The sequence below is a fragment of the Thalassobius vesicularis genome (genome assembly GCF_004799325.1).
GTDB lineage: Bacteria > Pseudomonadota > Alphaproteobacteria > Rhodobacterales > Rhodobacteraceae > Thalassobius > Thalassobius vesicularis.
Window position 1 is genome coordinate 102217 of sequence record NZ_SSMD01000003.1, and the last position, 25998, is coordinate 128214.

General features: G+C 64.7%; 23 protein-coding genes. 12 read left to right on the forward strand and 11 right to left on the reverse strand.

From position 1 onward, the window contains the following. Positions 1 to 69 precede the first annotated feature (69 nt). Complete coding sequence (locus E7681_RS07005; RefSeq protein ID WP_136338569.1) at positions 70 to 930, forward strand: bile acid:sodium symporter family protein; 861 nt, start codon at positions 70 to 72, stop codon at positions 928 to 930. Positions 931 to 999: 69 nt separating this feature from the next. On the opposite strand, the gene tkt is transcribed toward E7681_RS07005, so the two are convergent. Continuing rightward, entirely contained in the window at positions 1000 to 3018 is a 2019-nt protein-coding gene (tkt, locus tag E7681_RS07010; protein WP_136338570.1) for a transketolase, read from the reverse strand. Between the two features lie 203 nt (positions 3019 to 3221). Here tkt and E7681_RS07015 point away from each other — a divergent pair, with 203 nt between their 5' ends. After that, the gene (locus E7681_RS07015; protein ID WP_136338571.1) at positions 3222 to 3704 is read left to right on the forward strand and encodes a hypothetical protein; all 483 of its coding nucleotides are present in this window, start codon (positions 3222 to 3224) and stop codon (positions 3702 to 3704) included. After that, positions 3704 to 4099 (forward strand): cell division protein ZapA, encoded by a 396-nt coding sequence (locus E7681_RS07020; protein WP_136338572.1) that lies wholly within the window; start codon positions 3704 to 3706, stop codon positions 4097 to 4099. Before E7681_RS07015 ends, E7681_RS07020 begins: the two co-directional genes overlap by 1 nt. 2 nt (positions 4100 to 4101) lie before the next feature. Here E7681_RS07020 and E7681_RS07025 read toward each other — a convergent pair whose 3' ends face one another. From E7681_RS07025 to E7681_RS07050, 6 genes are all read right to left on the reverse strand, one after another. Beyond that, positions 4102 to 4740, reverse strand: a complete 639-nt coding sequence (locus tag E7681_RS07025; protein ID WP_136338573.1) for a DedA family protein — start codon at positions 4738 to 4740, stop codon at positions 4102 to 4104. Next, the gene (locus E7681_RS07030) at positions 4737 to 5078 is read right to left on the reverse strand and encodes a hypothetical protein (protein ID WP_136338574.1); all 342 of its coding nucleotides are present in this window, start codon (positions 5076 to 5078) and stop codon (positions 4737 to 4739) included. The genes E7681_RS07025 and E7681_RS07030 overlap by 4 nt, the downstream gene beginning before the upstream one ends. 40 nt (positions 5079 to 5118) lie before the next feature. Further along, positions 5119 to 5481 (reverse strand): Grx4 family monothiol glutaredoxin, encoded by a 363-nt coding sequence (grxD, locus tag E7681_RS07035; protein WP_136338575.1) that lies wholly within the window; start codon positions 5479 to 5481, stop codon positions 5119 to 5121. Positions 5482 to 5529: 48 nt separating this feature from the next. Beyond that, positions 5530 to 5766, reverse strand: coding sequence for a BolA/IbaG family iron-sulfur metabolism protein (locus tag E7681_RS07040; protein WP_136338576.1), 237 nt, complete (start codon positions 5764 to 5766; stop codon positions 5530 to 5532). A gap of 307 nt (positions 5767 to 6073) precedes the next feature. Next, positions 6074 to 8233 (reverse strand): phosphoribosylformylglycinamidine synthase subunit PurL, encoded by a 2160-nt coding sequence (gene purL, locus E7681_RS07045; RefSeq protein WP_136338577.1) that lies wholly within the window; start codon positions 8231 to 8233, stop codon positions 6074 to 6076. A 308-nt stretch (positions 8234 to 8541) separates the two neighbouring features. Continuing rightward, positions 8542 to 9447 (reverse strand): LysR family transcriptional regulator, encoded by a 906-nt coding sequence (locus E7681_RS07050; RefSeq protein ID WP_136338923.1) that lies wholly within the window; start codon positions 9445 to 9447, stop codon positions 8542 to 8544. A gap of 169 nt (positions 9448 to 9616) precedes the next feature. Here E7681_RS07050 and E7681_RS07055 point away from each other — a divergent pair, with 169 nt between their 5' ends. The 8 genes from E7681_RS07055 (at position 9617) to E7681_RS07090 (ending at position 19303) form a co-directional block, all read left to right on the forward strand. Continuing rightward, complete coding sequence (locus E7681_RS07055) at positions 9617 to 13039, forward strand: indolepyruvate ferredoxin oxidoreductase family protein (protein WP_136338578.1); 3423 nt, start codon at positions 9617 to 9619, stop codon at positions 13037 to 13039. A gap of 144 nt (positions 13040 to 13183) precedes the next feature. Then, positions 13184 to 13996: a glutamate racemase gene (locus tag E7681_RS07060; RefSeq protein ID WP_136338579.1), complete on the forward strand. Its 813-nt coding sequence runs from the start codon at positions 13184 to 13186 to the stop codon at positions 13994 to 13996. Between the two features lie 186 nt (positions 13997 to 14182). Continuing rightward, on the forward strand, positions 14183 to 14629 hold the full coding sequence (ccmE, locus tag E7681_RS07065; protein WP_136338580.1) for a cytochrome c maturation protein CcmE: 447 nt from the start codon (positions 14183 to 14185) through the stop codon (positions 14627 to 14629). 236 nt (positions 14630 to 14865) lie between these two features. Beyond that, entirely contained in the window at positions 14866 to 15477 is a 612-nt protein-coding gene (locus E7681_RS07070) for a holin-associated N-acetylmuramidase (protein WP_136338581.1), read from the forward strand. After that, complete coding sequence (locus tag E7681_RS07075) at positions 15468 to 15965, forward strand: holin family protein (protein WP_136338582.1); 498 nt, start codon at positions 15468 to 15470, stop codon at positions 15963 to 15965. The genes E7681_RS07070 and E7681_RS07075 overlap by 10 nt, the downstream gene beginning before the upstream one ends. A gap of 78 nt (positions 15966 to 16043) precedes the next feature. Next, positions 16044 to 18008: a heme lyase CcmF/NrfE family subunit gene (locus tag E7681_RS07080; RefSeq protein ID WP_136338583.1), complete on the forward strand. Its 1965-nt coding sequence runs from the start codon at positions 16044 to 16046 to the stop codon at positions 18006 to 18008. After that, on the forward strand, positions 18005 to 18457 hold the full coding sequence (locus tag E7681_RS07085) for a cytochrome c-type biogenesis protein (protein ID WP_136338584.1): 453 nt from the start codon (positions 18005 to 18007) through the stop codon (positions 18455 to 18457). The genes E7681_RS07080 and E7681_RS07085 overlap by 4 nt, the downstream gene beginning before the upstream one ends. Before the next feature lie 69 nt (positions 18458 to 18526). Beyond that, positions 18527 to 19303 (forward strand): enoyl-CoA hydratase-related protein, encoded by a 777-nt coding sequence (locus E7681_RS07090; protein WP_136338585.1) that lies wholly within the window; start codon positions 18527 to 18529, stop codon positions 19301 to 19303. 43 nt (positions 19304 to 19346) lie between these two features. On the opposite strand, the gene E7681_RS07095 is transcribed toward E7681_RS07090, so the two are convergent. The 3 genes from E7681_RS07095 to gltX form a co-directional block, all read right to left on the reverse strand. Then, positions 19347 to 20150 (reverse strand): calcium-binding protein, encoded by an 804-nt coding sequence (locus E7681_RS07095; RefSeq protein WP_136338586.1) that lies wholly within the window; start codon positions 20148 to 20150, stop codon positions 19347 to 19349. 186 nt (positions 20151 to 20336) lie between these two features. Next, positions 20337 to 21635 (reverse strand): citrate synthase, encoded by a 1299-nt coding sequence (gltA, locus tag E7681_RS07100; protein ID WP_136338587.1) that lies wholly within the window; start codon positions 21633 to 21635, stop codon positions 20337 to 20339. 92 nt (positions 21636 to 21727) lie between these two features. Further along, positions 21728 to 23128, reverse strand: a complete 1401-nt coding sequence (gene gltX / locus E7681_RS07105) for a glutamate--tRNA ligase (protein WP_136338588.1) — start codon at positions 23126 to 23128, stop codon at positions 21728 to 21730. Positions 23129 to 23221: 93 nt separating this feature from the next. Between gltX and E7681_RS07110 the strand changes: the two genes are divergently transcribed. Continuing rightward, positions 23222 to 25213 (forward strand): ComEC/Rec2 family competence protein, encoded by a 1992-nt coding sequence (locus E7681_RS07110; RefSeq protein WP_136338589.1) that lies wholly within the window; start codon positions 23222 to 23224, stop codon positions 25211 to 25213. On the opposite strand, the gene lexA is transcribed toward E7681_RS07110, so the two are convergent. Beyond that, complete coding sequence (gene lexA, locus E7681_RS07115; RefSeq protein ID WP_136338590.1) at positions 25207 to 25899, reverse strand: transcriptional repressor LexA; 693 nt, start codon at positions 25897 to 25899, stop codon at positions 25207 to 25209. The genes E7681_RS07110 and lexA overlap by 7 nt on opposite strands. Between the last annotated feature and the right edge of the window lie 99 nt (positions 25900 to 25998).

Below are 25998 nucleotides of genomic sequence, written 5' to 3' on the forward strand. Positions count from 1 at the left end.
TTAGGTCAGGGCGATGGGGTCGCAAAGGCGTGAAAAGGCGGCGACGCAAGTCACCCTGTAGGAGACCCCATGACTGCCCTTCTTGCCGCCTTTTTGCCCGTCGCGATGATGATCCTGATGTTCTCGTTGGGTTTGCGATTGTCGCTGCGCGATGTCGCTGTGGAATTTCGAAACCCGCGTGCCCTGCTGATCGGGCTGGCGGTGCAGGTGATCGGCCTGCCGCTGCTGGCGTGGATGGTGGGCGTGGCCGCGCTGCTGCCGCCGGTGATGCTGGCGGGGCTGTTGCTGGTTGCGGCGTCCCCCGGGGGGGTGACCTCGAACTACGCGGCGCTGCTGATGCGGGGCAAGGTGGGGCTGTCGGTCAGCATGACGCTGGTGACCAGTCTGGCCGCGCCGATCACGCTGCCGCTGGTGTTGTGGCTGACCGGGGCCGCCGATCTGGATGGCGGCGGGCTGTGGAAAATCTCGCTTGGGATGACGGCGGTCGCGCTGGTGCCGATGGGGCTGGCGATGGGGCTGCGCCGGGTGTGGCCGGGGATCGTGACCGGTCTGGTCCGCGTGGTCGATCCGCTGGCGCGGGCGCTGTTCGTGCTGATGGTGATCGCCACCTTTGCGCAGAACTGGGACGCGATGGGTGAAACGTTCGGCCAGGTCGGGCTGCCGGTCATTATGCTGGCGATCCTGGTGCCGTGCTTTGGCTTTGGCGTGGCCTGGGCGATGGACCTGGGCGGGCCCGAGCGCCGGACGGTGATCACCGAGGCCAGCCTGCAGAACGTGGCGATCACGATCTTTGTCGCGGGCAAGCTGCTGGGCATGCCCGAGCTGGCGATCCCCGGGCTGATCTATGCGGTGATGATGAACGTGGTGATCTTGGTGATGATCGGCATCGTCGCCCTGCGCGCCGGAGGGTTCCAGCGCACTGCCGCCTGATCCAGTCCGCAGACACGAAAAAACCGCGCCCGGTTGGGGCGCGGTTTTGTTTTGGTCACGCGGCTGAGGTTACAGCAGCGATTTGACCTTGTCGGCCACGGCTTGCGCGGTGATGCCGAATTTCTCGTACAGCACTTCGGCCGGGGCAGAGGCGCCGAACGACGCCATGCCCACGAAACCGGCCTTGGCTTCGCGGCCACGCTCGCCCAGCAGCAGCTTGTCCCAGCCACCGTCACGCACGGCGGCCTCGACGCCCACGCGGACGGGGCCAGCGGGCAGAACGCGCTTGCGGTAGGCTTCGTCCTGCTCGGCGAACAGCTCCATGCAGGGCATGGAGACGACGCGGGTGCCGATGCCGGCGGCTTGCAGCAACTCGCGGGCTTCCATCGCGATGGAGACCTCGGAGCCGGTGGCGATCAGGATGGCCTGACGCTTGCCCTCGGCCTCGGCCAGCACATAGCCGCCCTGGGCGACCAGGTTTTTCTGGCTGTGGTTGACGCGCATGGTCGGCAGGTTCTGACGGGTCAGCGACAGTACCGAGGGGGTTTCCTTGGTGGTCAGCGCGATTTCCCAGCTTTCCGCGGTTTCCACGGTGTCGCAGGGGCGGAACACGTAGGTGTTGGGCGTCGCGCGGCTGATGGCCAGGTGTTCCACCGGCTGGTGGGTCGGGCCGTCTTCGCCCAGACCGATGCTGTCATGGGTCATCACGAAAACGCTGGGGATGCGCATCAGCGCGGCCAGACGCATCGAGGGGCGGGCGTAGTCGGTGAACGCCATGAAGGTGCCGCCATAGGGGCGCACGCCGCCATGCAGCGCCATGCCGTTCATCGCGGCGGCCATGCCGTGTTCGCGGATGCCCCAGTGGATGTAGCGGCCCGCGCGGTTGTCCAGATCGAAGATGCCCAGATCGCCGGTCTTGGTGTTGTTCGAGCCGGTCAGGTCAGCCGAGCCACCGACGGTTTCGGGCAGGATCGGGTTGACGACTTCCAGCACCACCTCAGAGGATTTGCGAGTGGCGTGCTTGGGCTTTTCTTCGCTGATCTGCTTTTTCAGGGCGCGGATGGTGGCCGACAGTTTTTTCGGCGCGTCCAGCGCGTAGATGCGGGCGAATTCTTCCTGCTTGCGGCCCGAGATCGAGGCCAGGCGGGCCTCCCACTCGGCGCGGTCTGCGGCGCCACGGCTGCCGATGGCTTCCCATGCGGCCTTGATGTCGGCGGGCACTTCGAACGGGCCCGAAGCCCAGCCATAGGCTTCTTTGGTGGCGGCGATCAGCTTGGGATCGGTCAGCGCGCCGTGGCCCTTGGAGGTGTCCTGCGCCGCCGAACCCAGTGCGATATGGGTCTTGCAGGCGATCATCGAGGGCTTCTTGGTCGTCTTCGCCTTGGCGATGGCGGCGTCGATTTCCTCGGGGTTGTGGCCGTCGATTTCCTGCACGTGCCAGCCCGACGCCTTGAAGCGCGCGACCTGATCGGTGCGGTCAGCCAGATCGACGGTGCCGTCGATGGTGATGTTGTTGTTGTCCCACAGCACGATCAGGTGACCCAGCTGGTGACGCCCGGCCAGGCCGATCGCCTCTTGGCTGACGCCTTCCATCAGGCAGCCGTCGCCGGCGATCACGTAGGTGTAGTGGTCGACGATCTTCTTACCGTAGCGGGCGCGCTGGATTTCCTCGGCCATGGCAAAGCCGACGGCGTTCGAGATACCCTGACCCAGCGGGCCGGTGGTGGTTTCAATGCCCTCGGCGTGGCCGTATTCCGGGTGGCCGGCGGTTTTCGCGCCCCACTGGCGGAAATTGCGGATCTCCTCCAGCGTGATGTCCTTGTAGCCGGTGAGGTACAGCAGCGAGTAGAGCAGCATCGAGCCGTGACCGGCCGACAGGATGAAGCGGTCGCGGTCGGGCCAGCGCGGCGCCGAGGCGTCGAATTTCAGGTGTTTCTCGAACAGCACGGTGGCCACGTCCGCCATGCCCATCGGCATGCCCGAATGGCCCGAATTGGCGGCGTGAATGGCGTCCAGCGTCAGGGCGCGGATGGCGGCGGCCTTGAACCAGTGGTCGGGATTGCTGTTGCGCAGGGCAGTGATATCCACGGCGAGAGTCCTTTGATCCGGTGAATGAGTGCTTGACCGCTCAATACCAGCCTAAGACCAGAGTGCAAGCGTGCCGTCTAACCCATTGGGCCGGAAGGGGGCGCATTTTCCGGGGGCATTGGGTAAACTTGGCGCAAAGCGCAGCCAAAACGATTCGCGCGCCGAATTTCCGGGCGGCTTGATAATAACGGAAGGTTGAGGTCATGAGCGAAATCAGCGAATTGGAGGGCCGGATCACAGCCGCCCTGGACCGCATCTCGCGCGGGGTGGACGGGTTGTCCGACGGGGCCGGGGACACGGCCGAGGTTGAGCGTCTGACGCAGGCGCTGGAAGAAGAGCGCACCGCCACCGCCCAGCTGGAGCAGCGCGTGAAGGCGCTGCGCGAGCGGCTGGACCAGAAGGTATCGGCGTTGGAGGCAGCGCTGGACGAGGCGCGCGAGGCGGTCACCTCGATGGACACCGAATTGCAGCAGCTGCGCGACGTGAACGACCAGCTGCGCGAAAGCAACGTGGCGCTGCGGGATGCGAATGCCGCCGGTCTGGCCGATGCCGACCTGATCAACGCCGCCATGATGGCCGAGCTGGACGCCCTGCGCGCCACCCGCGCCGCCGACGCCGCCGAGATGGGCGCCGTGCTGACCCAGCTGGACGCGATCCTGGATGGCGCCAAAGAGGAGAACGCCTGATGCCCGAGGTTGAAATCAAGATCGGTGGCCGCGGTTTCGATGTCTCCTGCCAGGAGGGCGAGGAGCACTATCTGCACTCGGCCGCCAAGATGTTGGACGACGAGGCGCAGGCGCTGGCCAGCCAGATCGGGCGTCTGCCCGAGGCGCGGATGTTGCTGATGGCGGGGCTGATGCTGGCCGACAAGACCGCCGGGGTCGAGGATCGCCTGCGCGAGATGCAGGTGCAGGTGGACACGCTGAAAACCGAGCTGGAGCGGCTGAAAAACGCTCCCAAGGCCGAGCCAACGCGCGTCGAGGTGCCGGTGGTGCCGCAAAGCGTGCTGGAAACCCTGGCCGAGGTTGCCGCCCGCGCCGAGGCGCTGGCCAGCCAGATCGAAGAACGCGCCGAAAGCTGAGATCAGGGGCGGGCAGGGCCGGCTTTGCGCCGGACCTTGCCGCCAGTCACCTCGTAGCTGTGCAGCAGGTGGCGTAGGCGCAACAACGCCAGAGCCGCCACTGCAAGGGCCGCCAGCAGGCCTAAGCCGTCGCTGATCATCGGCCAGATCTGCGCCAGGTTATGCCCGGCCCCAGCCCCCAGACCGACATAGACGGTGACCCAGACCGCCTCGCCCGCGATGGCGGCGAGGGTGAAGCCGCGCCAGCCCATCCGGGCCGCGCCCGAGGCAAGGTTCACGTAGGGCCCCAGCGGGCTGAGCAGCCAGCGCGACAGGAAGACGGCAATGCTGCCGCGGTCTCGGGTCAGGCGGGTGGCACGGCCGAGGGCATGGGCCTGACGGCCGCCCTTGGCCTCGATCCGGGTGACGAGGCCACTGCCGGAGCGGCCCAGCCAGAACCCGGCCTGATCGCCCAGCACCGCGCCGCCCAGTGCGCCCAGCACCACGGCGGTGGGGCTGAGATCGCCCGAGGCGGCAAAGCCCCCGGCCGCCATCATCACCAGCGAGGCAGGCACGGGCAGGGCAAGGCAGGACAACAGCGTCACCAGCGTCAGGAAGGGCACGCCGTAGTCGGGCAGCAGGTCCAGCAGCAGATCGTTCATTTGGTCGCGCCAAGCGTCGCCGTCAGATCGGAAATCAGCGCCCCTACGGGGCGGTTCTGGGCGTGGGCGATATCCTCGAGCGTTTGCCTGCGTTGCGTGTCAGGGATGTGAAGCGCGTCCAGCACCTGATCCGGCGGCACCTCCCACGCGTGGGATACGAAGCGGACAGTCATCCACGGCTCTAACGGCGGATGGCCGCCCTGGGTCTGGTGCCAGTAGACCGCGTGGACGGCAAAGCGCGCCGCGAACACCAGCGCCACGACCACCGCAAGGGCCGAGATCACCACCGTCGGGCGATGCTGTTGCCACAAAAGACGAAGGGGCGCTGGCCGTTTCATGGCCGCGCCCCTTCGGTATGTCGCGTCGCCGTCATGGGGTTCAGGCGTTGGCCTCGCGGATCTTGTCCGCCGCTTCCTTGGAGAAGCCCACGCCGTTTTGTTCGAACAGCGCGTCCAGCTCGCCCGACAGGGTCATTTCGGTGACGATGTCGCAGCCGCCGACGAATTCGCCCTTCACGTAGAGCTGGGGGATGGTCGGCCAGTCCGAGTAATCCTTGATGCCCTGACGGATTTCGTCATCGGCCAGGACGTTCACGTCCATGAACTCCACGCCCATGTAGTTCAGCACACCGGCCACGCGGCTGGAGAAGCCACATTGCGGCATCTGCTTGGTGCCCTTCATGAACAGCACGACGTCGTTGTTTTTAACGGTTTCGTCGATGCGGGTATTTGCGTCGGTCATTGTCGTTTCCTTCAGGCCATGCGGCCGTTTCTATGGGGGCGAGGTGTCTTAGTCCGGGGCCTTGGTGGTCAGGGCCAGCGCGTGCAATTCGCCCTGCGGGCCGTCCATCTTGCCCTTCAGCGCGGCATAGACGGCGCGCTGCTGCTGCACCCGGTTCATGCCACGGAAGCTTTCGTCGATGATCATCGCGGACATGTGACGCCCGTCATCGCCTTCGACGGCGATCTTGGCATTGGGAAAGCTTGCGCGCAGCAGATCCTCGAGTTCCTGTGCGTAAATGGCCATTTGGGTCTCCGGGATTCTTCTGTTTGTTGGGGTGAATCTAGGCCGAGACGGGGGCAGGTGCAAGACACGTGGCGGAGAGATTCTGGGAACATGACTTTGTGGCGCATGTTTAGAGGGGTGCCCGATCGCTAAGGGTGCGGATTTCCGCAATGGCCGGGGCGGGGTGCGCCGGGGTAGGACGGTATTGCGCCCACGGGTGCGGCGATTTCAGCAAGTCATTTCAAACCGCTGCGGGCCATGCCTGTCAGCAGAAACAAGAGGGGCCGCAAGTGCGGCCCCTCTCATTTTGTCACATTGGGTCAAAGCGTTAGCCGACCGCGGCCTCGAACGCGCCGCGATAGAGGGCGGCCAGATCGGCCAGCGGGGCTTGGGTTGCGCCCAGTTTCACGCTGTCACCGCCGAATTTGCCGACGGTCTTGATGCTGACACCGGCCTTGGCGGCGGCGGCCATCAGCGCCTCGGCGGCGTCGAAGTCGCAGGCGATCAGGTAGCGGGCCTGATCCTCGCCGAACAGCTGGGCCATGTCGGCCTCGTCGATCTGCACGCCGGTCTTGCCAGCCTCGGCCATCTCGAAGGCGGCCAGGGCCAGACCACCGTCGCTGAGGTCGGTGCAGGCGCCGATCAGGGCGTGGTTGGCGCGGATGAAGTCGCCGTTGCGCTTTTCAGCGGCCAGGTCGACATGGGGCGCATCGCCGTCTTCGCGCTTGAAGACCTCGGCCAGCAGGGCGGATTGGCCCAGGTGACCGGCGGTGTCGCCAACCAGCAGCGCCACGTTGCCAGCCTTGGCCGCACCCAGGATCGCCAGATCCGGCGAGGCGATCAGGCCAACGGCGCAGATCGTCGGGGTCGGCAGGATGCCCTTGCCGTCGGTTTCGTTGTAGAGCGACACGTTGCCCGACACGATCGGCATGTCCAGCGCGGCAACGGCCTGGCCGATGCCCTGGATCGCGCCGACGAACTGGCCCATGATCTCGGGCTTTTCGGGGTTGCCGAAGTTCAGGTTGTCGGTGGTCGCCAGCGGCAGAGCGCCAACGGCGGTCAGGTTGCGATAGGTTTCGGCCACGGCCTGCTTGCCGCCTTCGACCGGGTTGGCCTTGACGTAGCGGGGGGTCACGTCGCTGGTGAAGGCGACGGATTTTTCGGTGCCGTGGATGCGGATGATGCCTGCGCCCAGACCGGGGGTGCGGACGCTGTCGCCCATCACCTGGGTGTCGTATTGTTCATAGACCCACTGCTTGGCGGCGTAGTTGGGGCTGCCGATCAGGGCCTTCAGGGCGTCGATGGGATCAACGGCGGGCACATCCGCCATCGCTCCAGCGGCGGGGGTGGGGACCCAGGGACGATCGTATTCGGGCGCCGAGGAGCTGAGTTTCGACAGCGGCAGGTCGGCTTTCACGTCGTTGCCGTGGATGATGAGGAAGCGGTCCTCGGGGATGGTTTCGCCGACGATGGCGAAGTCCAGGTCCCATTTCTCGAACACGGCGCGGGCTTCGGCCTCCAGCTCGGGCTTCAGCACCATCAGCATGCGTTCCTGCGATTCCGACAGCATCATTTCATACGCGGTCATGTTGGTTTCGCGCTGGGGCACGTCATCCAGTTGCAGCTTGATGCCCAGACCGCCCTTGTCGCCCATTTCCACGGCCGAGCAGGTCAGACCCGCGGCACCCATGTCCTGGATCGAGATGACGGCACCGGTGGCCATCAACTCCATGCAGGCTTCCATCAGGCGCTTTTCGGTGAAGGGGTCGCCGACCTGAACGGTGGGGCGCTTTTCCTCGATGGTCTCGTCGAATTCAGCCGAGGCCATGGTTGCGCCGCCGACGCCGTCACGGCCGGTCTTGGCGCCCAGATAAACGACGGGCATGCCGACGCCCGAAGCGGCCGAGTAGAAGATCTTGTCCGCATCGGCCAGACCGGCGGCGAACGCGTTTACAAGGCAGTTGCCGTTATAGGCGGGGTGGAAACGCACCTCGCCGCCCACGGTGGGAACGCCAAAGCAGTTGCCGTAGCCGCCGACGCCTTCGACGACGCCGTGGACCAGCTGCTTGGTTTTCGGATGGCCGACCTCGCCGAAGGACAGCGAGTTCATCGCCGCGATCGGGCGCGCGCCCATGGTGAACACGTCGCGCAGGATGCCGCCAACGCCGGTGGCCGCGCCCTGGTAGGGTTCGATGTACGAGGGGTGGTTGTGGCTTTCCATCTTGAAGACGATGGCCTGGCCGTCACCGATATCGACAACGCCCGCGTTTTCGCCGGGGCCGCAGATGACTTGCGGGCCTTCGGTCGGCAGGGTGCGCAGCCATTTCTTGGACGACTTGTAAGAGCAGTGCTCGTTCCACATCGCCGAGAAGATCCCCAGCTCGGTGAAGGTCGGCTCGCGCCCGATGATTTCCAGGATACGCTCATACTCATCCGGCTTCAGGCCGTGGGCGGCGATCAGGTCGGGCGTGATGGCTGGGTCTTGCATGGCAGTCTCTCCGCAGGCGCGCTGTTTGGGCGCCTCTTTAGGGCATCCACACGCGCGGGGAAAGAGGCAAGGCCGCGTCCCGGCAGCGCAGGACGGATAGTTTCTGCGCCTTACCGCAAGATTCGCGAAAAAAAAGGCCGAGCACTAAGCTCGGCCGAAGTCCAACAGGGAGGTATGAAGATGATGCGAGAAACATCAGCATCACCGTCGAATGCTGAAATAGGCATCGGAATTGAATCGATCAAGCTCCAACATGTCGCACTTGCAGCATGGCCGATATGCACCCGGCGCATGGCTGTGGTGCGAAGCTAGCTAAGCTCCTGATCTTTCACTTGTTTACGATACGAGATGATTTCGTCCTGCACGAAGTCCCGGAAGGCCGCGATCCGCTTGGAGTGCCGCAATTCCTCGGGGTAGGCCAGAAAAACGGGGACTTCGATGGATTGCACGTCGGGCAGCACCCGCACGAGATTCGGAAAATCCTGCAGCAGATAGTCGGGCAGAACGCCAATCCCGAGGTGGTTGATGACCGCCTGAAGCACCCCGAAATAGTTGTTCACCGTCAGGGTCGAGTGGATTTCATAGGTCATCAGGTGCTGGACAAGGTTCGCCCCGGCCCCCACCTGCGCCGAGTTGGGGTTCTGGCAGATCAGGCGGTGGGTGCTGATCTCCTCGATGGTTTCGGGGGTGCCGTGGCGCTCCAGATATTCGCGCGAAGCATAGAGAAGCATGCGAACCGACATCAGGCGCTTGCGGATCAGGTCGGCCTGGCTGGGCTCTTTCATGCGGATGGCGACGTCGGCCTCGCGCATGGGCAGATCCAGAACGCGCTCTTCCAGCATCAGGTCGATTTTCAGATCGGGGTACTTTTCGTAAAGCGCGGGCAGGCGCGGGGCCAGCCAGAGCGAGCCGAAGCCGGTGGTCGTGGTCACGCGCAATTCGCCGAAGACTTCTTCTTCGCTGTCGCGGATCCGTGCGGCGGCGGCGTCCAGACGCTTGGTCATGGCGCGCGTGGCGTCGAACAGCAGCTCGCCCTGCTCGGTGAGAATCAGTCCGCGGGCGTGGCGGTGAAACAGGGTGGTGTTCAGGCTTTCCTCAAGCGCGCGCACCTGCCGGCTGACGGCGGATTGCGACAGATGCAGCGTGTCCCCGGCATGAGTCAGGCTGCCGGCATCCGCGACCGCGTGGAATATTCTTAGTTTGTCCCAATCCATCTCGGCAACTTTCGATTCGAGCAGCCCCAATACACGAAACACATTGTTCTCACAGGGGCCAGCATCGCTTAACGTGGCGCTATGTCAATTTTTTCTCTTTATAGGTCAGATTTTATGACCTAAAATTGCCCTATACTTGAGCAAGACATCCGACGATGGGAGACGCGGAATGACCAGCCAGAAAGTGACGTTGAACGATCGGTTCGACCTGACGAAATCGCCGGTGCTGCTGAACGGCACGCAGGCTCTGGTGCGGCTGATGCTGATCCAGAAAGAGCGCGACCGCCAGGCCGGACTGAATACCGCGGGCTTGGTGACGGGCTATCGCGGCTCGCCTCTGGGTGCGGTAGACATGCAGATGCAGCGCGCTGAAAAGCAGCTGAAAGTGGCAGACGTCCGGTTCCAGGAAGGGCTGAACGAAGATCTGGCCGCCACCGCGCTGTGGGGCAGCCAGCAGGCCGAGCTGCGCGGCGAGGGCAAGTTCGACGGCGTGTTCGGCCTGTGGTACGGCAAGGGCCCCGGCGTGGATCGCACCGGCGACGTGATGCGTCACGCCAACATGGCGGGCAGCTCGCAATTCGGCGGGGTGCTGATGGCGATGGGGGATGACCACACCGGCGAGTCCTCGACCGTGCTGCACCAGTCGGAATGGGCGATGGTGGATGCCTATATGCCCGTGGTCAGCCCGGCCGGCGTGCAGGAGATTCTGGATTACGGCGTCTATGGCTACGCGCTGTCGCGATTCTCGGGGCTGTGGGTCGGTCTGAAGACGATGAAGGACACGGTCGAGGCGACGGCGGTCGTTGATGGCCGCGCCGACCGGATGAACCTGGTGATCCCCGAGTTCGAAATGCCCGAGGGCGGGCTGAACATCCGCCTGATGGACACGCCCGTCGCCCAAGAGGCGCGGATGATCGAGTACAAACGCTTTGCCGCCGAGGCGTTCAGCCATGCCAACAAGATGGACAAGCGCATGTGGGGCAAGCCCGGCGCCAAGATCGGCTTTGTTGCGGCAGGCAAGAACTGGCTGGACCTGGTCCACGCGATGGCGCTGCTGAACATCGACGAGGCCGAGGCCGAGCGTCTGGGCATCACCACCTACAAGGTCGGCCAGACCTGGCCGCTGGATATGCGCGGCTTCCACGACTGGGCCGAGGGGCTGGACCTGATCATCGTGGTCGAGGAAAAGCGCAAGCTGATCGAGGTGCAGGTCAAGGAAGCGATCTTTGACGACCGCAAGGGCCGCCGCGTCTGGGGCTGGCACAAGGGGGGCGGCGCGGGCTCGATGCATGGGCCCGAGCTGTTCCAGACCAAGTTCGCACTGGACCCGATCCTGATCGCCGAACGTCTGGGCGCGATCCTGATCGAAGAAGGCCGCGGCACCGACGGGATCAAGGCCGGCATGGCCGCCCTGTCCGAGGCGCGTCGCAACGACAACGCGCAGGAAATCGCCAGCCGTGTTCCGTATTTCTGCTCGGGCTGTCCGCATAACAGCTCGACCAAGGTGCCCGAGGGCAGCCGCGCCTATGCGGGTATCGGCTGTCACTACATGGTGCAGTGGATGGACCGCTCGACCCTGGGCTTTACGCATATGGGCGGCGAGGGTGCGAACTGGATCGGCGAGGCGCCGTTTTCCAAAACCGGCCACGTGTTCCAGAACCTGGGCGACGGGACGTATAACCACTCGGGCATCCAGGCGATCCGGGCCGCCGTCGCGGCGGGCACCACGATGACCTACAAGATCCTGTTCAACGATGCTGTCGCCATGACCGGCGGCCAGAAGAACGAGGGCGGGCTGTCGGCCTATCGCATCGTCAACGAGGTCAAGGCGATGGGCGTGCAGAATATCGCCGTCGTCTATGACGAAAAGGAAGAGGTGGACCTGAACGCCTTCCCCTCGGGGGTGGAAAAACACGAACGGGCCGAGCTGGCCTCGGTTCAGGATAAATTCAGCAAAATCAAAGGCGTATCGGTCATTGTTTACATCCAGACCTGCGCCGCCGAGAAGCGCCGCCGCCGCAAGCGGGGCAAGTTCCCCGATCCGGATCGCCGCGTGTTCATCAACACCGACGTCTGCGAAGGCTGCGGCGATTGCGGCGTGCAATCCAACTGCGTCTCGATCGTGCCGGTGGAAACGGAACTGGGCCGCAAACGGGCAATCGACCAGTCCAGCTGCAACAAGGATTTCAGCTGTCTGAACGGGTTCTGCCCCAGCTTCGTGACGCTGGAAGGGGCCAAGGTCAAAAAGGCCGAGACCGCGCAACTGGATCTGCCGCACCTGCCGCAGCCCGATCTGCCCGCGATCAACGGCACCTATAACGTGGTGATCACCGGCGTTGGCGGCACCGGCGTGGTGACCATCGGGGCCGTGATGGCGCAGGCTGCTCAGATCGACGGCAAGGGCGCTGGCATGATGGAGATGGCGGGCCTGGCCCAGAAGGGCGGCGCGGTGCACATCCATTGCCGTCTGGCGAATGCGCCTGAGGATATCAGCGCCGTACGTGTCGCCACCGGCGAGGCGGATGCGCTGATCGGTGGCGATCTGGTGGTCTCGGCCGGTGCGAAAACGCTGGGCCTGACGCGGACCGGGCGCACCGGGGGCGTGGTCAACAACCACGAGATCATCACCGGCGATTTCACCCGCAATACCGAGTTTGCGCTGCCTTCCGACCGGTTGGAGCTGCAGCTGCAGGCGCGTTTGCAGGACAAGGTGATGCTGTTCGATGCGTCCGAGCTGGCTCGGGTCACGCTGGGCGACTCGATCTTCTCGAACATGATGATCTTCGGCGCGGCCTGGCAGCGTGGGCTGGTCCCGCTGAGCTATGAGGCGATCACCCAGGCGCTGGAGTTGAACGGCGCCGCGGTCGAGCGCAACATCCGCGCCTTTGAGATCGGTCGCTGGGCGGCGCTGCACCCGGCGGACGCGGCGGCGATGCTGTCGCCCAAGGTCGTGGCCAAGCCCAAGTCGCTGGACGAAAAGATCGGCTACCGCGAGATGCACCTGACCGCCTATCAGGGCAAGCGTCTGGCCAAGAAATTCCGCAAGCTGGTGGACCAGTTCGACGACCCGCGCCTGAAAGAGGCAGTGGCGAAGGGCTACGCCAAGCTGTTGGCCTACAAGGATGAATACGAGGTTGCCCGCCTGCTGCTGGAGACCGAGTCGAAAGCCCGCGAAGCCTTTGACGGTGACTTCACCATGAAGTTCCATCTGGCCCCGCCGATCCTGTCGAAAATGGGCGCAAATGGCCGCCCCGAGAAGAAGGAATTCGGCCCCGGCATGATGCGCTGGTTCGGTCTGCTGGCCAAGATGAAGGGCCTGCGCGGCACGCCGCTGGACCCGTTCGGCCGTACCGAGGAACGCAAGATGGAGCGCGCGCTGATCAAGCAGTACGAGGCCGACATGGCCGAAGTGCTGCAACGCCTGACGCCCGAAAAGCTGGACACCGCGGTCGCGCTGGCCGGATTGCCGCTGCAAATCCGCGGGTTCGGGCCGGTCAAACAAACGAACGAGGCCAAGACCGCCAAGCAGCGCGAGGCCCTGCTGGCACAGCTGCGCAGCTCGGGTGCCCCTACGGCACAAGCGGCTGAATAACGGGGGCGCTAGGCCCCAAAGCAGTGATGGATTTCCCGTCCAAAGCCGCGTAAAGGCTTTGTCCGACTCCTTGGCGTGCCTATAGTCGCGCCGAGGGGTTCGGATACCACCCGCGTTCGCGCGGCAAAAAGAAGGCCGAGGCACATGGCAGTAGGGATTTTCGACAGCGGTCTGGGCGGGCTGACGGTATGGAACGCGGTGCACAAGCGCCTGCCGGACGTGCCGCTGGTCTATTTCGGTGACAACGCCCATGCGCCCTATGGCGTGCGCGATGCCGATGACATCTTCAACCTGACCACGGCTGCCGTGGAACGGATGTGGGATGCGGGCTGTGATCTGGTCATTCTGGCGTGCAACACCGCCTCGGCCGCCGCACTGCGCCGGATGCAGGAAAGCTGGATTCCCCGGGAAAAACGGGTACTTGGCGTGTTCGTCCCGCTGATCGAGGCCTTGACCGAGCGCAAGTGGGGCGACAACTCTCCGCCGCGCGAAGTGGCGGTGAAACACGTCGCGCTGTTCGCCACGCCGGCCACCGTGGCCAGCCGCGCGTTCCAGCGCGAACTGGCGTTCCGCGCGATCGGCGTGGACGTCGAGGCGCAGGCCTGCGGCGGTGTCGTGGACGCGATCGAAGAGGGCGACCTGATCCTGGCCGAGGCGCTGGTGCGCAGCCATGTCGATGCTTTGAAACGGAAAATGCCGCATCCCGAAGCGGCGATCCTGGGCTGCACGCATTACCCGCTGATGCAGGACGTGTTCCAGGATGCCCTGGGCGCGAATGTGGACGTCTACAGCCAGGCCAACCTGGTCGCGGAATCGCTGGCCGACTACCTGCAGCGTCACCCCAAGATGATCGGCCCCGGCACCGAAAGCCTGTTCCTGACGACGGGCGATCCGCGCAAGGTCTCGGCCCGGGCGACGCAGTTCCTGCGCAGCAAGATCGAGTTCCAGTCGGCGTGAGCCAGACCTGACTTCGGTCAAGGCGACGGGGGCGGGGGCGTGACAGAACGGGCGCGTCTTCGGCCGCAGGCTGACAAATGGGCGCACCCCCGCAGGACTTGCATCGTGCGTCGTGAATGTTACCTCTGTGTGGCGGAAGATCGGGCCCCGTGTCTGGTTTTTCCTCTAACCCTTTGGGAGGATTGAATGAAAACTCTGAAGAAGAAACGCCGCATTCAGGTGATCCTGGTGGCTGTGGTGGCGCTTCTGCTGGCGACGGGGCTGATCGGATACGGCCTGCGCGATGGTATCAACTTTTTCCGCTCGCCCAGCCAGGTGATCGCGGAACCTCCGAAGGCGACCGAGACGTTCCGACTGGGCGGTCTGGTCGAGGACGGCAGCCTGCAACGCGGACAGGGCGAGGTGATCCGGTTCAGCGTGACCGATGGTGGCGGCTCGATCCCTGTCACCTACAAGGGTGTACTGCCGGATCTGTTCGCGGAAAACCAGGGCATGATCGGCACCGGGAAATACGTGAACGGCGTGTTCGAGGCGACGGAAATCCTGGCCAAGCACGACGAGAATTACATGCCCAAAGAGGTCATGGACGCGCTGAAAGAGCAGGGCATGTACAAGGAAGCCAAGAACGACTGAGCGCCCGTTCCGGGGGTTTTGTGGGGTTCTGGCCGCAAATCACAGGGATTGCCCGACGGGGCGGTCCCTTTTTTCATTTCCGGCGGTTGGTGGGCGGAGATGGCGGGATATTTTTGAGTATTTTCAATCAGAAAGAAGACAAGGTTGAGGTGAAGGAGCGGGCGGCGTGCGTTCGGGTGCGGGGGTGTTAACCTTTGCGGCTCAGTCTGGTGGGCAGATCAGGCAAGAGGTGGCGCATGCAGACGGTCCGGGAGATTGCAGAGCAGATTGTGGCCCGCGAAGGTGGGTTTGTGAATGACCCGGACGATCCGGGTGGGGCGACGAAATACGGGGTGACGCTGGCGACGATGCGGCGGCTGGGGCTGGATCTGGACGGCGACGGGCGGGTCGGCGAGGGCGATGTGCGGGCGCTGACGCGTGCGCGGGCCGTCGGCATTTTCATCGAGCAGTATTATGAACGGCCGGGGATTGCGGCGTTGCCCGAGGGGCTGCGGGCGAGCGTGTTCGACATGTATGTGAACGCGGGCGGCAATGCGGTGAAGATCTTGCAGCGGGTGTTGCGCGAGATGGGGCAGGCGGTGGCGGTGGACGGGGTGATCGGGCCGCAAACCGTGCGGGCGGCGCAATGGGCGTCCGGGGTGGCGCCGGGGCATCTGGTGGATGCTTACGGGATTGCGCGGCGAAATTATTACTTTGCGATTGCGGATGCGCGGCCGGCGTCGCGGAAGTTCGCAAGGACTCGGGCGGGCGGCAAGGGCGGGTGGATTCGGCGGGCAGAGGAGTTCATCGACCCGCGCTATCACCTGAGTGAGGCCGAGTTTGCGCGGAGGGTTGCGGGATGGGTGTGATGACGCATGTGCTGGACCTGGTGTTCGGCGACGGGCGCAATGCGCTGCGCGAGACTGCCGAGGTGTTTCGCGAGAATGCCGAGGCCGGGGCGGGGCGCGAGCTGGCGTTGCGGCAGGCGGCTCTGGCGCAGTTCGGGGCCGAGTTCGCGGTGCCTCGACGGGGTGTTTTTGACCGGGTGGTGGATGGGCTGAACCGTTTGCCGCGGCCCGGGCTGGCGCTGGGGACGCTGGGCCTGTTCGTGGCGGCGATGGTCGATCCGGTGTGGTTTGCCGCAAGAATGGAGGGAACCGCGCTGGTGCCCGAGCCGCTGTGGTGGCTGTTGGGGGCCATCGTCAGCTTTTATTTCGGGGCGCGGCATCAGGCCAAGGGGCAGGAGTTTCAGCAACGCATGTTGCAGGGCGTCGCGCAGATGCAGGCGCCGCCGCCCGAGAACGCCGCGCTGGAGGACTGGCGGCAAGGCGTGACGCCCGAGGTGCTGGGGCGCTGAGCGACCCCGCGACATTGTGATCAACGGTATAGGTCGAATCCGATTGGACGGGTTCGGCCTAAGCTTTATAACGGCCCCATGATTACAGAGCTTGGCCACTTCGCCCTTATCCTTGCCTTCCTGGTTGCCTGCGTTCAGGCAATCGTTCCCCTGATCGGCGCGCAAAAACGCTGGCCGGGCTGGATGGCCGTCGCAGAACCCGCGGCGAACCTGCAATTCCTGCTGACGGCGTTTTCCTTCGCCGCGCTGACCTATGCCTTTGTCACCTCGGACTTTTCGCTGCGTCTGGTGGTGCTGAACTCTCACTCGGCGAAACCGATGCTGTACAAGGTGTCGGGTGTCTGGGGGAACCACGAGGGCTCCATGCTGCTGTGGGTGCTGATCCTGGCGCTGTTCGGCGCGATGGCGGCCTGGTTCGGGGGCAACCTGCCGCCGACGCTGAAGGCGCGGGTGCTGTCGGTGCAATCGGCGATCGCGGTGGCGTTCTTTGGGTTTATCCTGTTCACCTCGAACCCGTTCCTGCGGGTGGGTGTGCCGCCGTTTGACGGGCAGGACCTGAACCCGCTGCTGCAAGACCCCGGTTTGGCGTTTCACCCGCCGTTCCTGTACCTGGGCTATGTGGGCCTGAGCATGGCGTTCTCGTTCGCCGTGGCGGCGCTGATCGAGGGGCGCGTGGACGCTGCCTGGGGGCGCTGGGTGCGGCCCTGGACGCTGGCGGCCTGGGTGTTCCTGACCATCGGTATCGCTCTGGGGTCGTGGTGGGCCTATTACGAGCTGGGCTGGGGCGGTTTCTGGTTCTGGGACCCGGTCGAGAATGCCAGCTTCATGCCGTGGCTGATCTCGGCGGCGCTGCTGCATTCGGCCATCGTGGTGGAAAAACGCGAAAGCCTGAAAAGCTGGACCATCCTGCTGGCGATCATGGCGTTCGGCTTTAGCCTGATCGGCACGTTCATCGTGCGTTCGGGCGTGATCACCAGCGTGCATGCCTTTGCCAACGACCCCGAGCGGGGCGTGTTCATCCTGTTCATCCTGGCGTTCTTCATGGGCGGCGCGCTGACGCTGTTCACGGCGCGGGCGACGGCGATGGAATCCAAGGGGATTTTCGGCATGATCAGCCGCGAAAGCGGGCTGGTGCTGAACAACATCCTGCTGGCCGTCAGCTGCTTTGTCGTGTTCATCGGCACGATCTGGCCGCTGATCGCCGAGATCGCCTTTGACCGCAAGCTGTCGGTCGGGGCGCCGTTCTTCAACATGGCGTTCACGCCGTTCATGCTGGTGCTGGGTCTGGTTCTGCCGATCGGTGCGATGATGCCGTGGAAACGCGCGGTGCTGGCGCGCTCGATCCGGCCGCTGCTGCCGGCGCTGGCGTTGGCGTTGGCCCTGGGCGGGCTGGCCTGGGCGGTGCAATCGGGCCGCACGCTGCTGGGGCCGGTGGGCGTGTTCCTGGGCGCGTGGCTGGTCATGGGTGCCGCGATTGACCTGTGGAGCCGTACGGGCCGCACCGGCCGCGTTGCGCGCCTGTGGCGTCTGCCGCGGGCTGACTGGGGCAAGGCCGTGGCGCATAGCGGGCTGGGCATCACCATGCTGGGCATCGCTGGCCTGATGGCGTGGGAGCAAGAGGACATTCGCGTCGTCAAGCTGAACGAGCCGTGGGTCGTCGCAGGCTATACGCTGGAACTGACTGAGGTGAACCGCGTGCAGGGGCCGAACTATATCTCGACCATGGGCACGATGAAGCTGTCGAAGGATGGCAAGGCGATCTCGACCCTGCACCCCGAGAAACGCCAATACCCGGTGTCGCGCATGCCGACGACCGAGGCGGCCATCGACAACGGGGTCCTGCAGGATGTCTACGCCGTGATCGGTGACCCGCAAGACGGCGGCGGTTACGCGGTGCGTATCTACTACAAACCGCTGGCGAACTGGATCTGGGGCGGGGCAATCCTGATGGCCCTGGGCGGGTTCCTGAGCCTGTCCGACCGCCGCTATCGCGTGGCCGCCGGCGCGCGCAAATCCGCAGCCGCAGGGGTGCCCGCAGAATGAAACGCCTGATCCTGACCCTTGCCCTGATCGCATCGCCCGTCTGGGCGGTGCAGCCGGACGAAATCCTGAGCGACCCGGTGCTGGAAGCGCGGGCGCGCGAGGTTTCTAAAGACCTGCGCTGCCTTGTGTGCCGGAACGAGAACATCGACGACTCGAACGCCGATCTGGCCCGCGACCTGCGCCTGCTGGTGCGCGAACGGATCGTTGCGGGGGACTCGAACGATGAGGTCAAGCAGTACCTGGTGGACCGCTACGGCGAATACGTGCTGCTGAAGCCGCTGACCGGCGGCGTCAACGGTGTGCTGTGGGCCGCGGGCCCGGCTATGTTGCTGCTGGCCCTGGGCATCGGCGGGCTGTACCTGCGCCGCCGCCAGAAGGGCACCGACGCCCCCGTCGAGGCGCTGAGCGAGGACGAGCAGAAGCGCCTGAAGGAAATCATGGGCGAGTGACGCGCGGTTTTCCTTTACCTGACCGCGTGGTCGGTTATTCTGCGCGCGAACAGGAACGGGAGGCCCCTCATGGACTATCAGACCATCACGCTGGACATCACCGACGGCGTGGCCGTGCTGCAGCTGAACCGCGCGGACAAGTATAACGCCCTGAACACCCAGATGCGGGCCGAGATAGCCGTGGCCGCGCAAGAGGCCGCGAAAACGGCGCGCGTGCTGGTGCTCACCGGGGCGGGCAAGGCGTTCTGCTCGGGTCAGGACCTAAGCGACCGGGGTACCGCCGCCAATGTCGATCTGGAGCGCACGCTGCGCGACGAATACATGCCGATGCTGAAGGCGATCTACGATTGCCCGATCCCGACGATCTGCGCGGTGAACGGCCCCGCAGCGGGGGCAGGGGCGAACCTGGCGCTGGCCGCCGATGTGGTGATCGCAACCGAAAGCGCCTATTTCATGCAGGCCTTCACCCGGATCGGGCTGATCCCCGACGCGGGCGGCACCTATTGGATGACCCGCAACATGGGCAGCGCCAAGGCGATGGGCGCGGCCCTGTTCGCCGACAAGATCAGCGCCAAGCAGGCGGATGACTGGGGCCTGATCTGGGAAGCGGTGCCGGATGCCGAGTTCGAGGCGGTCTGGAAAGCCCGCGCCGCGCATCTGGCGAACGGGCCGACGCTGGCTTATAGCCACGTCAAGGCCGCGATCCGGGGCAGCTGGGACAACACGCTAGAGGCTCAGCTGGGCGTCGAAGGGCGTAGCCAGGGCACCTGCGGCCAGAGCCGGGACTTCAAGGAAGGCGTTCTGGCGTTTCTGGAAAAGCGGACCCCGAAATACGAAGGGCGCTGAACGCGCCCTTCATTTTCGTTTCAAAAGGTGGGTCTGACCGGGGTCAGACCGCCTGGAACATCACGTCGCTTGCGAAGAACGGACCACCGTCGCCGTTCACACGCGCGACCAGCTGGCCATCCGCATAGACCAGACGGGTGTTGCCGTCATTGGCCAGCGTGATCTGCGGCAGCGAGCTGCCCGCCAGATAGCGCACGACGATCACGTCATCCTCTTCGTCGAAGTCGGTGACGGTGACGGCCTCGTCCTCGCCACGCACCCATTCGCCGATGAAGATGCGGTCTTCGCCTTCACCACCGGTCACGGTGTCCTGCGCGCCTGCGATGAACAGGTCGTTGCCGTCGCCGCCATCCAGGGTGTTGCCCTCGTCATCAGGGTTGCCCTCGTAGGGGTGGCTGAACAGGTCGCCGTTGGTCAGGTTGGGCAGGTCTTCGGGTTGCAGATCGTTCACGAAGATCTGCGAGCCGATCAGCACATCGTCGCCGCTGCCGCCCTGAAGCGTGTCGACGCCGTCGCCGCCCAGCATGATGTCGTTGCCGACACCGCCCTGAACCAGATCGTCGCCTTCGCCGCCCACCAGCAGGTCATCGCCGGTATAGCCGCGCAGCGTGTCGTCGCCATCGTTGCCAAAGATCGAGTCGCCACCCTGATAGCCAGTGATCAGGTTGTCTTCGTCGCCGCCTTCCAAAATCTCGGGGTCGCTGGTGCCGTCAATCACGACAACATCGCTGGGATCCGGATCGGGATCCGGGTCCGGATCGGGATCAGGTTCTTCGACCGAGGTGTCGTCTTCGAGAACCAGAAACAGCATTCCCAGCGCGGCCAATCCAAACAAAGCAAAAAACATCCATGCCTCCACCGTGCAAAATCAAGCACTTAGTAAACGCCTAGAAACGGTTTCTAGCAAGATAATTGGTTAATTTATGGTTAAGGCCGGGAAAATCCCCGCGCAATTCCGGTATTGTTCCGGGACTTGCAACAAAAAACGCCGCCCCCGAGGGGACGGCGTTGTCTTGCCCTAGGGACAAGAGAATCAGGCGCGATCTTCGACGTCGACGTAATCGCGGTAGGTTTCGCCCAGGTACAGCTGACGCGGACGGCCGATTTTCATCTGCGGATCCGAGAACTGCTCTTTCCACTGCGAGATCCAGCCCACGGTCCGCGACATCGCGAAGATCGGGGTGAACATCGAGGTCGGGAAGCCCATCGCCTCGAGGATGATGCCCGAGTAGAAGTCGACGTTCGGGAACAGTTTCTTCTCGATGAAGTAGGGGTCGTTCAGAGCGATGTGCTCCAGCTCTTTGGCGACCTGCAGCAGCGGGTTGTCTTCGACGCCCAGCAGCTCCAGCACTTCGTCGGCCGATTCCTTCATCACGGTCGCGCGCGGGTCCATGTTCTTGTAGACGCGGTGACCAAAGCCCATCAGACGGAACGGATCGTTCTTGTCCTTGGCGCGGGCGATGAATTCGGGGATGCGATCGACGGTGCCGATTTCCTTCAGCATCTCCAGGCAGGCCTGGTTGGCGCCACCGTGGGCCGGACCCCACAGGCAGGCGATGCCGGCAGCGATACAGGCGAACGGGTTCGCGCCCGAGGACGACGCCAGACGCACGGTCGAGGTCGAGGCGTTCTGCTCGTGGTCGGCGTGCAGGGTGAAGATACGGTCCATGGCGCGGGCCAGGATCGGGTCAACGTGGTAGGGCTCTGCCGGAACCGAGAAGCACATGTGCAGGAAGTTCGCGGCGTAATCCAGGTCGTTGCGCGGATACACGAAGGGCTGGCCGATCGAGTACTTGTACGCCCAGGCGGCGATGGTCGGCATCTTGGCGATCAGGCGATGCGCCGCGATTTCACGCTGCTTCTGGTCGTTGACGTCGGTCGAGTCGTGGTAGAAGGCCGACATTGCGCCAACCACGCCCACCATGGTGGCCATCGGGTGCGCGTCGCGGCGGAAACCACGGAAGAAATACTGCATCTGTTCGTGCAGCATGGTGTGGCGGGTGATCGTGGTCTCGAAGGTTTCCAGCTGGGTTGCGGTCGGCAGTTCGCCGTACATCAGCAGGTAGCAGACTTCGAGGTAGTGCGACTTGGCCGCCAGCTGGTCGATCGGGTAGCCACGGTGCAGCAGGATGCCCTCGTCGCCATCGATGTAGGTGATGGTCGAGTCGCAGGCCGCGGTCGAGGTGAAGCCCGGATCGTAGGTGAACACGTGGCCTTGCGCATAGAGCTTGCGAATGTCGAGGACCTCGGGGCCGACGGTCGGGGTCAGGATCGGCAATTCCAGCGTCTTGTCGTCAAGGGTCAGTTTAGCGGTTCTGGTGCTTTCAGTCATAGTGTTCCCTTCGTCACTGGCCTCATGCGCGCACCGCACGGGCGTTGGTAGTCCAACAGGCTTTCGGTGGTCGGCGGGGCCGTGTCCTACCTTCAGGCCGTTGCATCGGTCAGCCGGGCGATCGTTTCCTCGCGCCCAAGGACCAGCATCATATCGAAAACGCTCGGGGTTACACTACGCCCGGCTAGGGCCGCTCTCAAGGGGCCAGCAAGCTGTCCGAACTTGATTCCCTGCGCTTCCGCGACCTGATTGGCGGCTGCCTCCAGATCATCTCGCGCCCAGCTAGCATTTTGCAAGTGCGGCGTCAATTCTTTCAGTATACCACGGGATACATCATCCAGCGATTTGGCCGCCTTTTCGTCCGGCGAAATTGGCCGTTCAATCAGCGCAAATGTAGCTTTTTCAATGAGTTGCGGGAATGTCTTGGAGGCCGCCTTGAGGAAGGGCAGAGCCGCCGCCAGCCGCGTTTTTTTAGTGTCGCTCAACGGATCACTGCCGCTTACGTCAAGATATGCCAGCAACTCTTGCAGCAGTGCGGCATCGTCGGCCACCGAGAGGTGCTGCCCGCAGATATTTTCCAGTTTCTTGAAGTCCAGACGGGCGGGCGATTTGCCGATTCCCGACAGGTCGAACCAGTCCTTGGCCTGCGCGTCGGTAAAGAACTCGTCGTCGCCGTGGCTCCAGCCCAGACGGGCCAGGTAATTGCGCATCCCGGCGGCGGGGTAGCCCATCGCCTGGTATTCCTCGACCCCCAGCGCGCCGTGGCGTTTGGACAGTTTCTTGCCGTCCGGCCCGTGGATCAGCGGGATGTGTGCCCAGACCGGCACGGTCCAGCCCATCGCGGTGTAGATCATCATCTGGCGCGCGGCGTTGTTCAGGTGGTCGTCGCCCCGGATCACGTGGGTGACGCCCATGTCGTGGTCATCGACCACAACGGCCAGCATGTAGACCGGCGTGCCGTCCGAGCGCAGCAGGATCATGTCGTCCAGCTGGTCGTTGCGGATGGTCACGTCGCCCTGCACCTGGTCGCGGATCACCGTCTCGCCGTCCTGCGGGGCCTTGATGCGGATCGCATAGGGGCCGTCCGGGTGCGTCGACGGATCGGCATCGCGCCACGGGCTGCGGAACAGGGTCGAGCGTTTCTCGGCCTGTGCGGCCTCGCGGAAGGCCTGGATTTCCTCTTGGGTCGAGAAGCACTTGTAAGCCTTGCCTTGCGCCAGCAGCTCCAGCGCGACCTCGGCGTGACGGGGCGCGCGGTCGAATTGGCTGATCACCTCTCCGTCATGGTCCAGCCCCAGCCAGTCGAGGCCCTTGAGGATCGCCGCCGTTGCTTCGGGGGTCGAGCGTTCGCGGTCGGTATCCTCGATCCGCAGCAGGAACTTGCCGCCGCGACCGCGGGCGTAAAGCCAGTTGAACAGCGCGGTGCGGGCGCCGCCAATATGCAGATAGCCGGTGGGCGAGGGGGCGAAGCGGGTGACGACGTCAGAGCACATGCGGGTCTTAACCTTTCGGTAACCATGAGGGGGTTAGCGTTGCCGCCTGTCTAGCGGCCCCTCGGAGAGAGGACAAGGATAAGGACGGGCGCGATGCGCATTCCGGTCATCAGCGATGTCCTGCTGGGACAGCGCCTGCACCTGTTCCCCTGGGGGCCGGTGTGCATGGCGCTGGGGATCGGCCTGTATTTCCAGATGCCGGTTGAGCCGGACGCCCGGTTGATCGTTATTCTCGGTGCGCTGGCGCTGTGCGGGCTGGTCGGCGGTTGGCGGCTGGGCCCCGAGGTCTCGCCTTTGTTCTGGGCGGTGGGGCTGCTGGCGCTGGGGCTGTGCCTGGCGACGGCGCGCACGCAGATGCAGGCGGGGCCGGTGCTGGGCTTTCGTTACTATGGGCCGGTGCAGGGGCGTGTGATCGCGGTGGACAGATCCGGCTCGGACGCAGTGCGGATTACGCTGGATCGGATGGTGCTGTCCCGCGTCCAACAGGTGCCGCGGCGCGTGCGCCTGTCGCTGCATGGCGACTGGGGACAGCCCGCGCCGGTGCCGGGGCAGGTGGTGCAGCTGACCGGCCACCTAGCCCCCCCGAATGGCCCGACCGAGCCGGGGGGCTTTGATTTCCGCCGTCACGCCTGGTTCCAGCAGGTCGGTGCGATGGGCTATACCCGCAATCCGGTGGTGCTGTGGCAGGACGGCCCGGGCGGAGTTGCCGCCCTGCGCGCCCATCTGTCCGCCCGCATCCAACGCGCCCTGCCGGGGCGCGCCGGGGCCTTTGCGGCGGCGGTGATGACCGGCGATCGCGGCGGCATGGGGCAAGAGGTGCTGACGGCGCTGCGCCGCTCGAACCTGGCGCATTTGCTGGCGATTTCGGGCCTGCATATGGGGCTGCTGGCGGGCGTGGTCTTTGCGGCACTTCGGCTGATGCTGGTGGCGCTGCCGTGGCTGGGCCTGCGCCTGCCGGTCAAGAAAATCGCGGCGGGGGGCGCGCTGATCGTTGCGGCGGGCTATCTGGTCCTGTCCGGCGGCAGCATCGCGACCGAGCGCGCCTTTGTCATGGTCGCCGTCATGCTGGTGGCACTGATCTTTGACCGTCGCGCGCTGTCGCTGCGCGCCGTCGCGGTGGCCGCGCTGATCGTACTGGCCCTGCGCCCCGAGGCGCTGCTGTCCCCCGGTTTCCAGATGTCCTTTGCCGCGACGACCGCGCTGGTGGCAGTATTCGGCGCGATCCGCGACACCGGCTGGCGGATCGGCCCGCGCTGGATGCAGCCGGTGCTGGCGGTCGTGATTTCCTCGGTCGTGGCGGGGATGGCCACGGCCCCCTTTGGCGCGGCGCATTTCAACATGCTGTCGCAGTTCGGGCTGGCGGCGAACCTGCTGTCGGTGCCGCTGATGGGTATGCTGGTGATCCCGGCGGGCGTGGTGGCGATGGTGCTGATGCCGCTGGGGCTGGAGGCGTTGGCACTCTGGGTGATGGGGCTGGGGCTGGACTGGATCTTGGGCGTCGCCGAATACATCGCGGGGATGGAGGGTGCCGTCCGCATGGTGCCAACGCCCGGCAGCCCGGTTCTGCCGGTAATGACGCTCGGCGGGTTGGTCCTGTGCCTGTGGCAGGGGCGCGGTCGCTGGTTAGGGCTGGCGCCGATGTTCATCGCCCTGCTGATCTGGGCCGAGACGCAACGCCCGCTGCTACTGATCTCGGACCAAGGCGCGCTGGTCGGCCTGATGACCGATCAGGGTCGCGCGCTGGATCGCAGCCGGGGGCAGGGCTTCGTCGCCCGCAGCTGGCAGGAAAACGACGGCGGTCCTGCAGACCAAACTGCAGCCGCCGCGCTTTGGCCCGACACTCCCAAGGTCGCCGGCCTGCATCTGCGTGTGCTACGAGGGAAAAAGGCACAATCGGCAAGCTGCTCAGCGGATGAATGGCTGATCTCAGACCAGCCCTTGCCACCAGATTTACCTTGCCGCACCACCGATATCGCCGAATTGCGCCACACCGGCGCCCAGGCGCTCTATCGCCGTCAAGATCAACTCATCCACCGCAGCGTCCGGTCCGAGACCGGCTGCCGCCCGTGGATCCGTTGTCAGTAGGTCCGGATCAGCCCCACCAGCCGACCCTGCACCTTCACCATATCCTCAGGGAAAACGCGGGTCTCATAGGCGGGGTTCGCCGCCTCCAGCGCGATCGAGTTGCCACGCCGGTAGAACCGCTTCAGCGTCGCCTCGTGATCCTCGACCAGCGCCACGACGATATCGCCATTATCGGCCGCCGAAGTCTCGCGGATGATCACCACATCGCCATCGTTGATCCCGGCCTCGATCATCGAGTCGCCCTTGACCTCCAGCGCGTAATGTTCGCCCCGGCCAGACAGCATCTGGTTCGGCACGGCCACGTGATGCGACACATGGGCAATCGCTTCGATCGGCACACCGGCGGCAATCCGCCCCATCACCGGCAGCTCCACCGCCTGCACCACATCGACGGGCAACGCCGAAGGCAGCACGCTGTCGGGACGGTCTCCGTCGATCACGCGCGGCACGAACCCGGCCTCGCCGCCCAGTGCCTCGGGCAGTTTCACGATCTCGATGGCCCGCGCCCGATGCGCCAGACGGCGGATGAACCCGCGCTCCTCCAGCGCCGTGATCAGCCGGTGGATCCCGGATTTGGAGCGCAGATCCAGCGCCTCCTTCATCTCGTCGAACGAGGGCGGCACCCCGTCGCGCTGCATCCGTTTATGGATGAACTGCAACAGATCCAGTTGTTTTTTGGTCAGCATAGGCCACCTCCAATCCCGTCCGGTTTGGATTTGTTCTACGCATGTTCCCGTTTTGTGTCAACATATCCCCGCAAACCCGGTCTTCTTCTTTTTGAAAAT

What these genes read in the sequence shown, in the direction of transcription:
- E7681_RS07055 (WP_136338578.1), top strand. Translation starts at nt 9,617, where the DNA reads ATGACCAGCCAGAAAGTGACGTTGAACGATCGGTTCGACCTGACGAAA.
- E7681_RS07060 (WP_136338579.1), top strand. Translation starts at nt 13,184, where the DNA reads ATGGCAGTAGGGATTTTCGACAGCGGTCTGGGCGGGCTGACGGTATGG.
- E7681_RS07085 (WP_136338584.1), top strand. Translation starts at nt 18,005, where the DNA reads ATGAAACGCCTGATCCTGACCCTTGCCCTGATCGCATCGCCCGTCTGG.
- E7681_RS07005 (WP_136338569.1), top strand. Translation starts at nt 70, where the DNA reads ATGACTGCCCTTCTTGCCGCCTTTTTGCCCGTCGCGATGATGATCCTG.
- E7681_RS07050 (WP_136338923.1), bottom strand. Translation starts at nt 9,447, where the DNA reads ATGGATTGGGACAAACTAAGAATATTCCACGCGGTCGCGGATGCCGGC.
- purL (WP_136338577.1), bottom strand. Translation starts at nt 8,233, where the DNA reads ATGCAAGACCCAGCCATCACGCCCGACCTGATCGCCGCCCACGGCCTG.
- E7681_RS07075 (WP_136338582.1), top strand. Translation starts at nt 15,468, where the DNA reads ATGGGTGTGATGACGCATGTGCTGGACCTGGTGTTCGGCGACGGGCGC.
- E7681_RS07080 (WP_136338583.1), top strand. Translation starts at nt 16,044, where the DNA reads ATGATTACAGAGCTTGGCCACTTCGCCCTTATCCTTGCCTTCCTGGTT.
- gltX (WP_136338588.1), bottom strand. Translation starts at nt 23,128, where the DNA reads ATGTGCTCTGACGTCGTCACCCGCTTCGCCCCCTCGCCCACCGGCTAT.
- E7681_RS07020 (WP_136338572.1), top strand. Translation starts at nt 3,704, where the DNA reads ATGCCCGAGGTTGAAATCAAGATCGGTGGCCGCGGTTTCGATGTCTCC.
- E7681_RS07030 (WP_136338574.1), bottom strand. Translation starts at nt 5,078, where the DNA reads ATGAAACGGCCAGCGCCCCTTCGTCTTTTGTGGCAACAGCATCGCCCG.
- gltA (WP_136338587.1), bottom strand. Translation starts at nt 21,635, where the DNA reads ATGACTGAAAGCACCAGAACCGCTAAACTGACCCTTGACGACAAGACG.
- E7681_RS07110 (WP_136338589.1), top strand. Translation starts at nt 23,222, where the DNA reads ATGCGCATTCCGGTCATCAGCGATGTCCTGCTGGGACAGCGCCTGCAC.
- E7681_RS07040 (WP_136338576.1), bottom strand. Translation starts at nt 5,766, where the DNA reads ATGGCCATTTACGCACAGGAACTCGAGGATCTGCTGCGCGCAAGCTTT.
- lexA (WP_136338590.1), bottom strand. Translation starts at nt 25,899, where the DNA reads ATGCTGACCAAAAAACAACTGGATCTGTTGCAGTTCATCCATAAACGG.
- E7681_RS07090 (WP_136338585.1), top strand. Translation starts at nt 18,527, where the DNA reads ATGGACTATCAGACCATCACGCTGGACATCACCGACGGCGTGGCCGTG.
- grxD (WP_136338575.1), bottom strand. Translation starts at nt 5,481, where the DNA reads ATGACCGACGCAAATACCCGCATCGACGAAACCGTTAAAAACAACGAC.
- E7681_RS07015 (WP_136338571.1), top strand. Translation starts at nt 3,222, where the DNA reads ATGAGCGAAATCAGCGAATTGGAGGGCCGGATCACAGCCGCCCTGGAC.
- ccmE (WP_136338580.1), top strand. Translation starts at nt 14,183, where the DNA reads ATGAAAACTCTGAAGAAGAAACGCCGCATTCAGGTGATCCTGGTGGCT.
- E7681_RS07095 (WP_136338586.1), bottom strand. Translation starts at nt 20,150, where the DNA reads ATGTTTTTTGCTTTGTTTGGATTGGCCGCGCTGGGAATGCTGTTTCTG.
- E7681_RS07025 (WP_136338573.1), bottom strand. Translation starts at nt 4,740, where the DNA reads ATGAACGATCTGCTGCTGGACCTGCTGCCCGACTACGGCGTGCCCTTC.
- E7681_RS07070 (WP_136338581.1), top strand. Translation starts at nt 14,866, where the DNA reads ATGCAGACGGTCCGGGAGATTGCAGAGCAGATTGTGGCCCGCGAAGGT.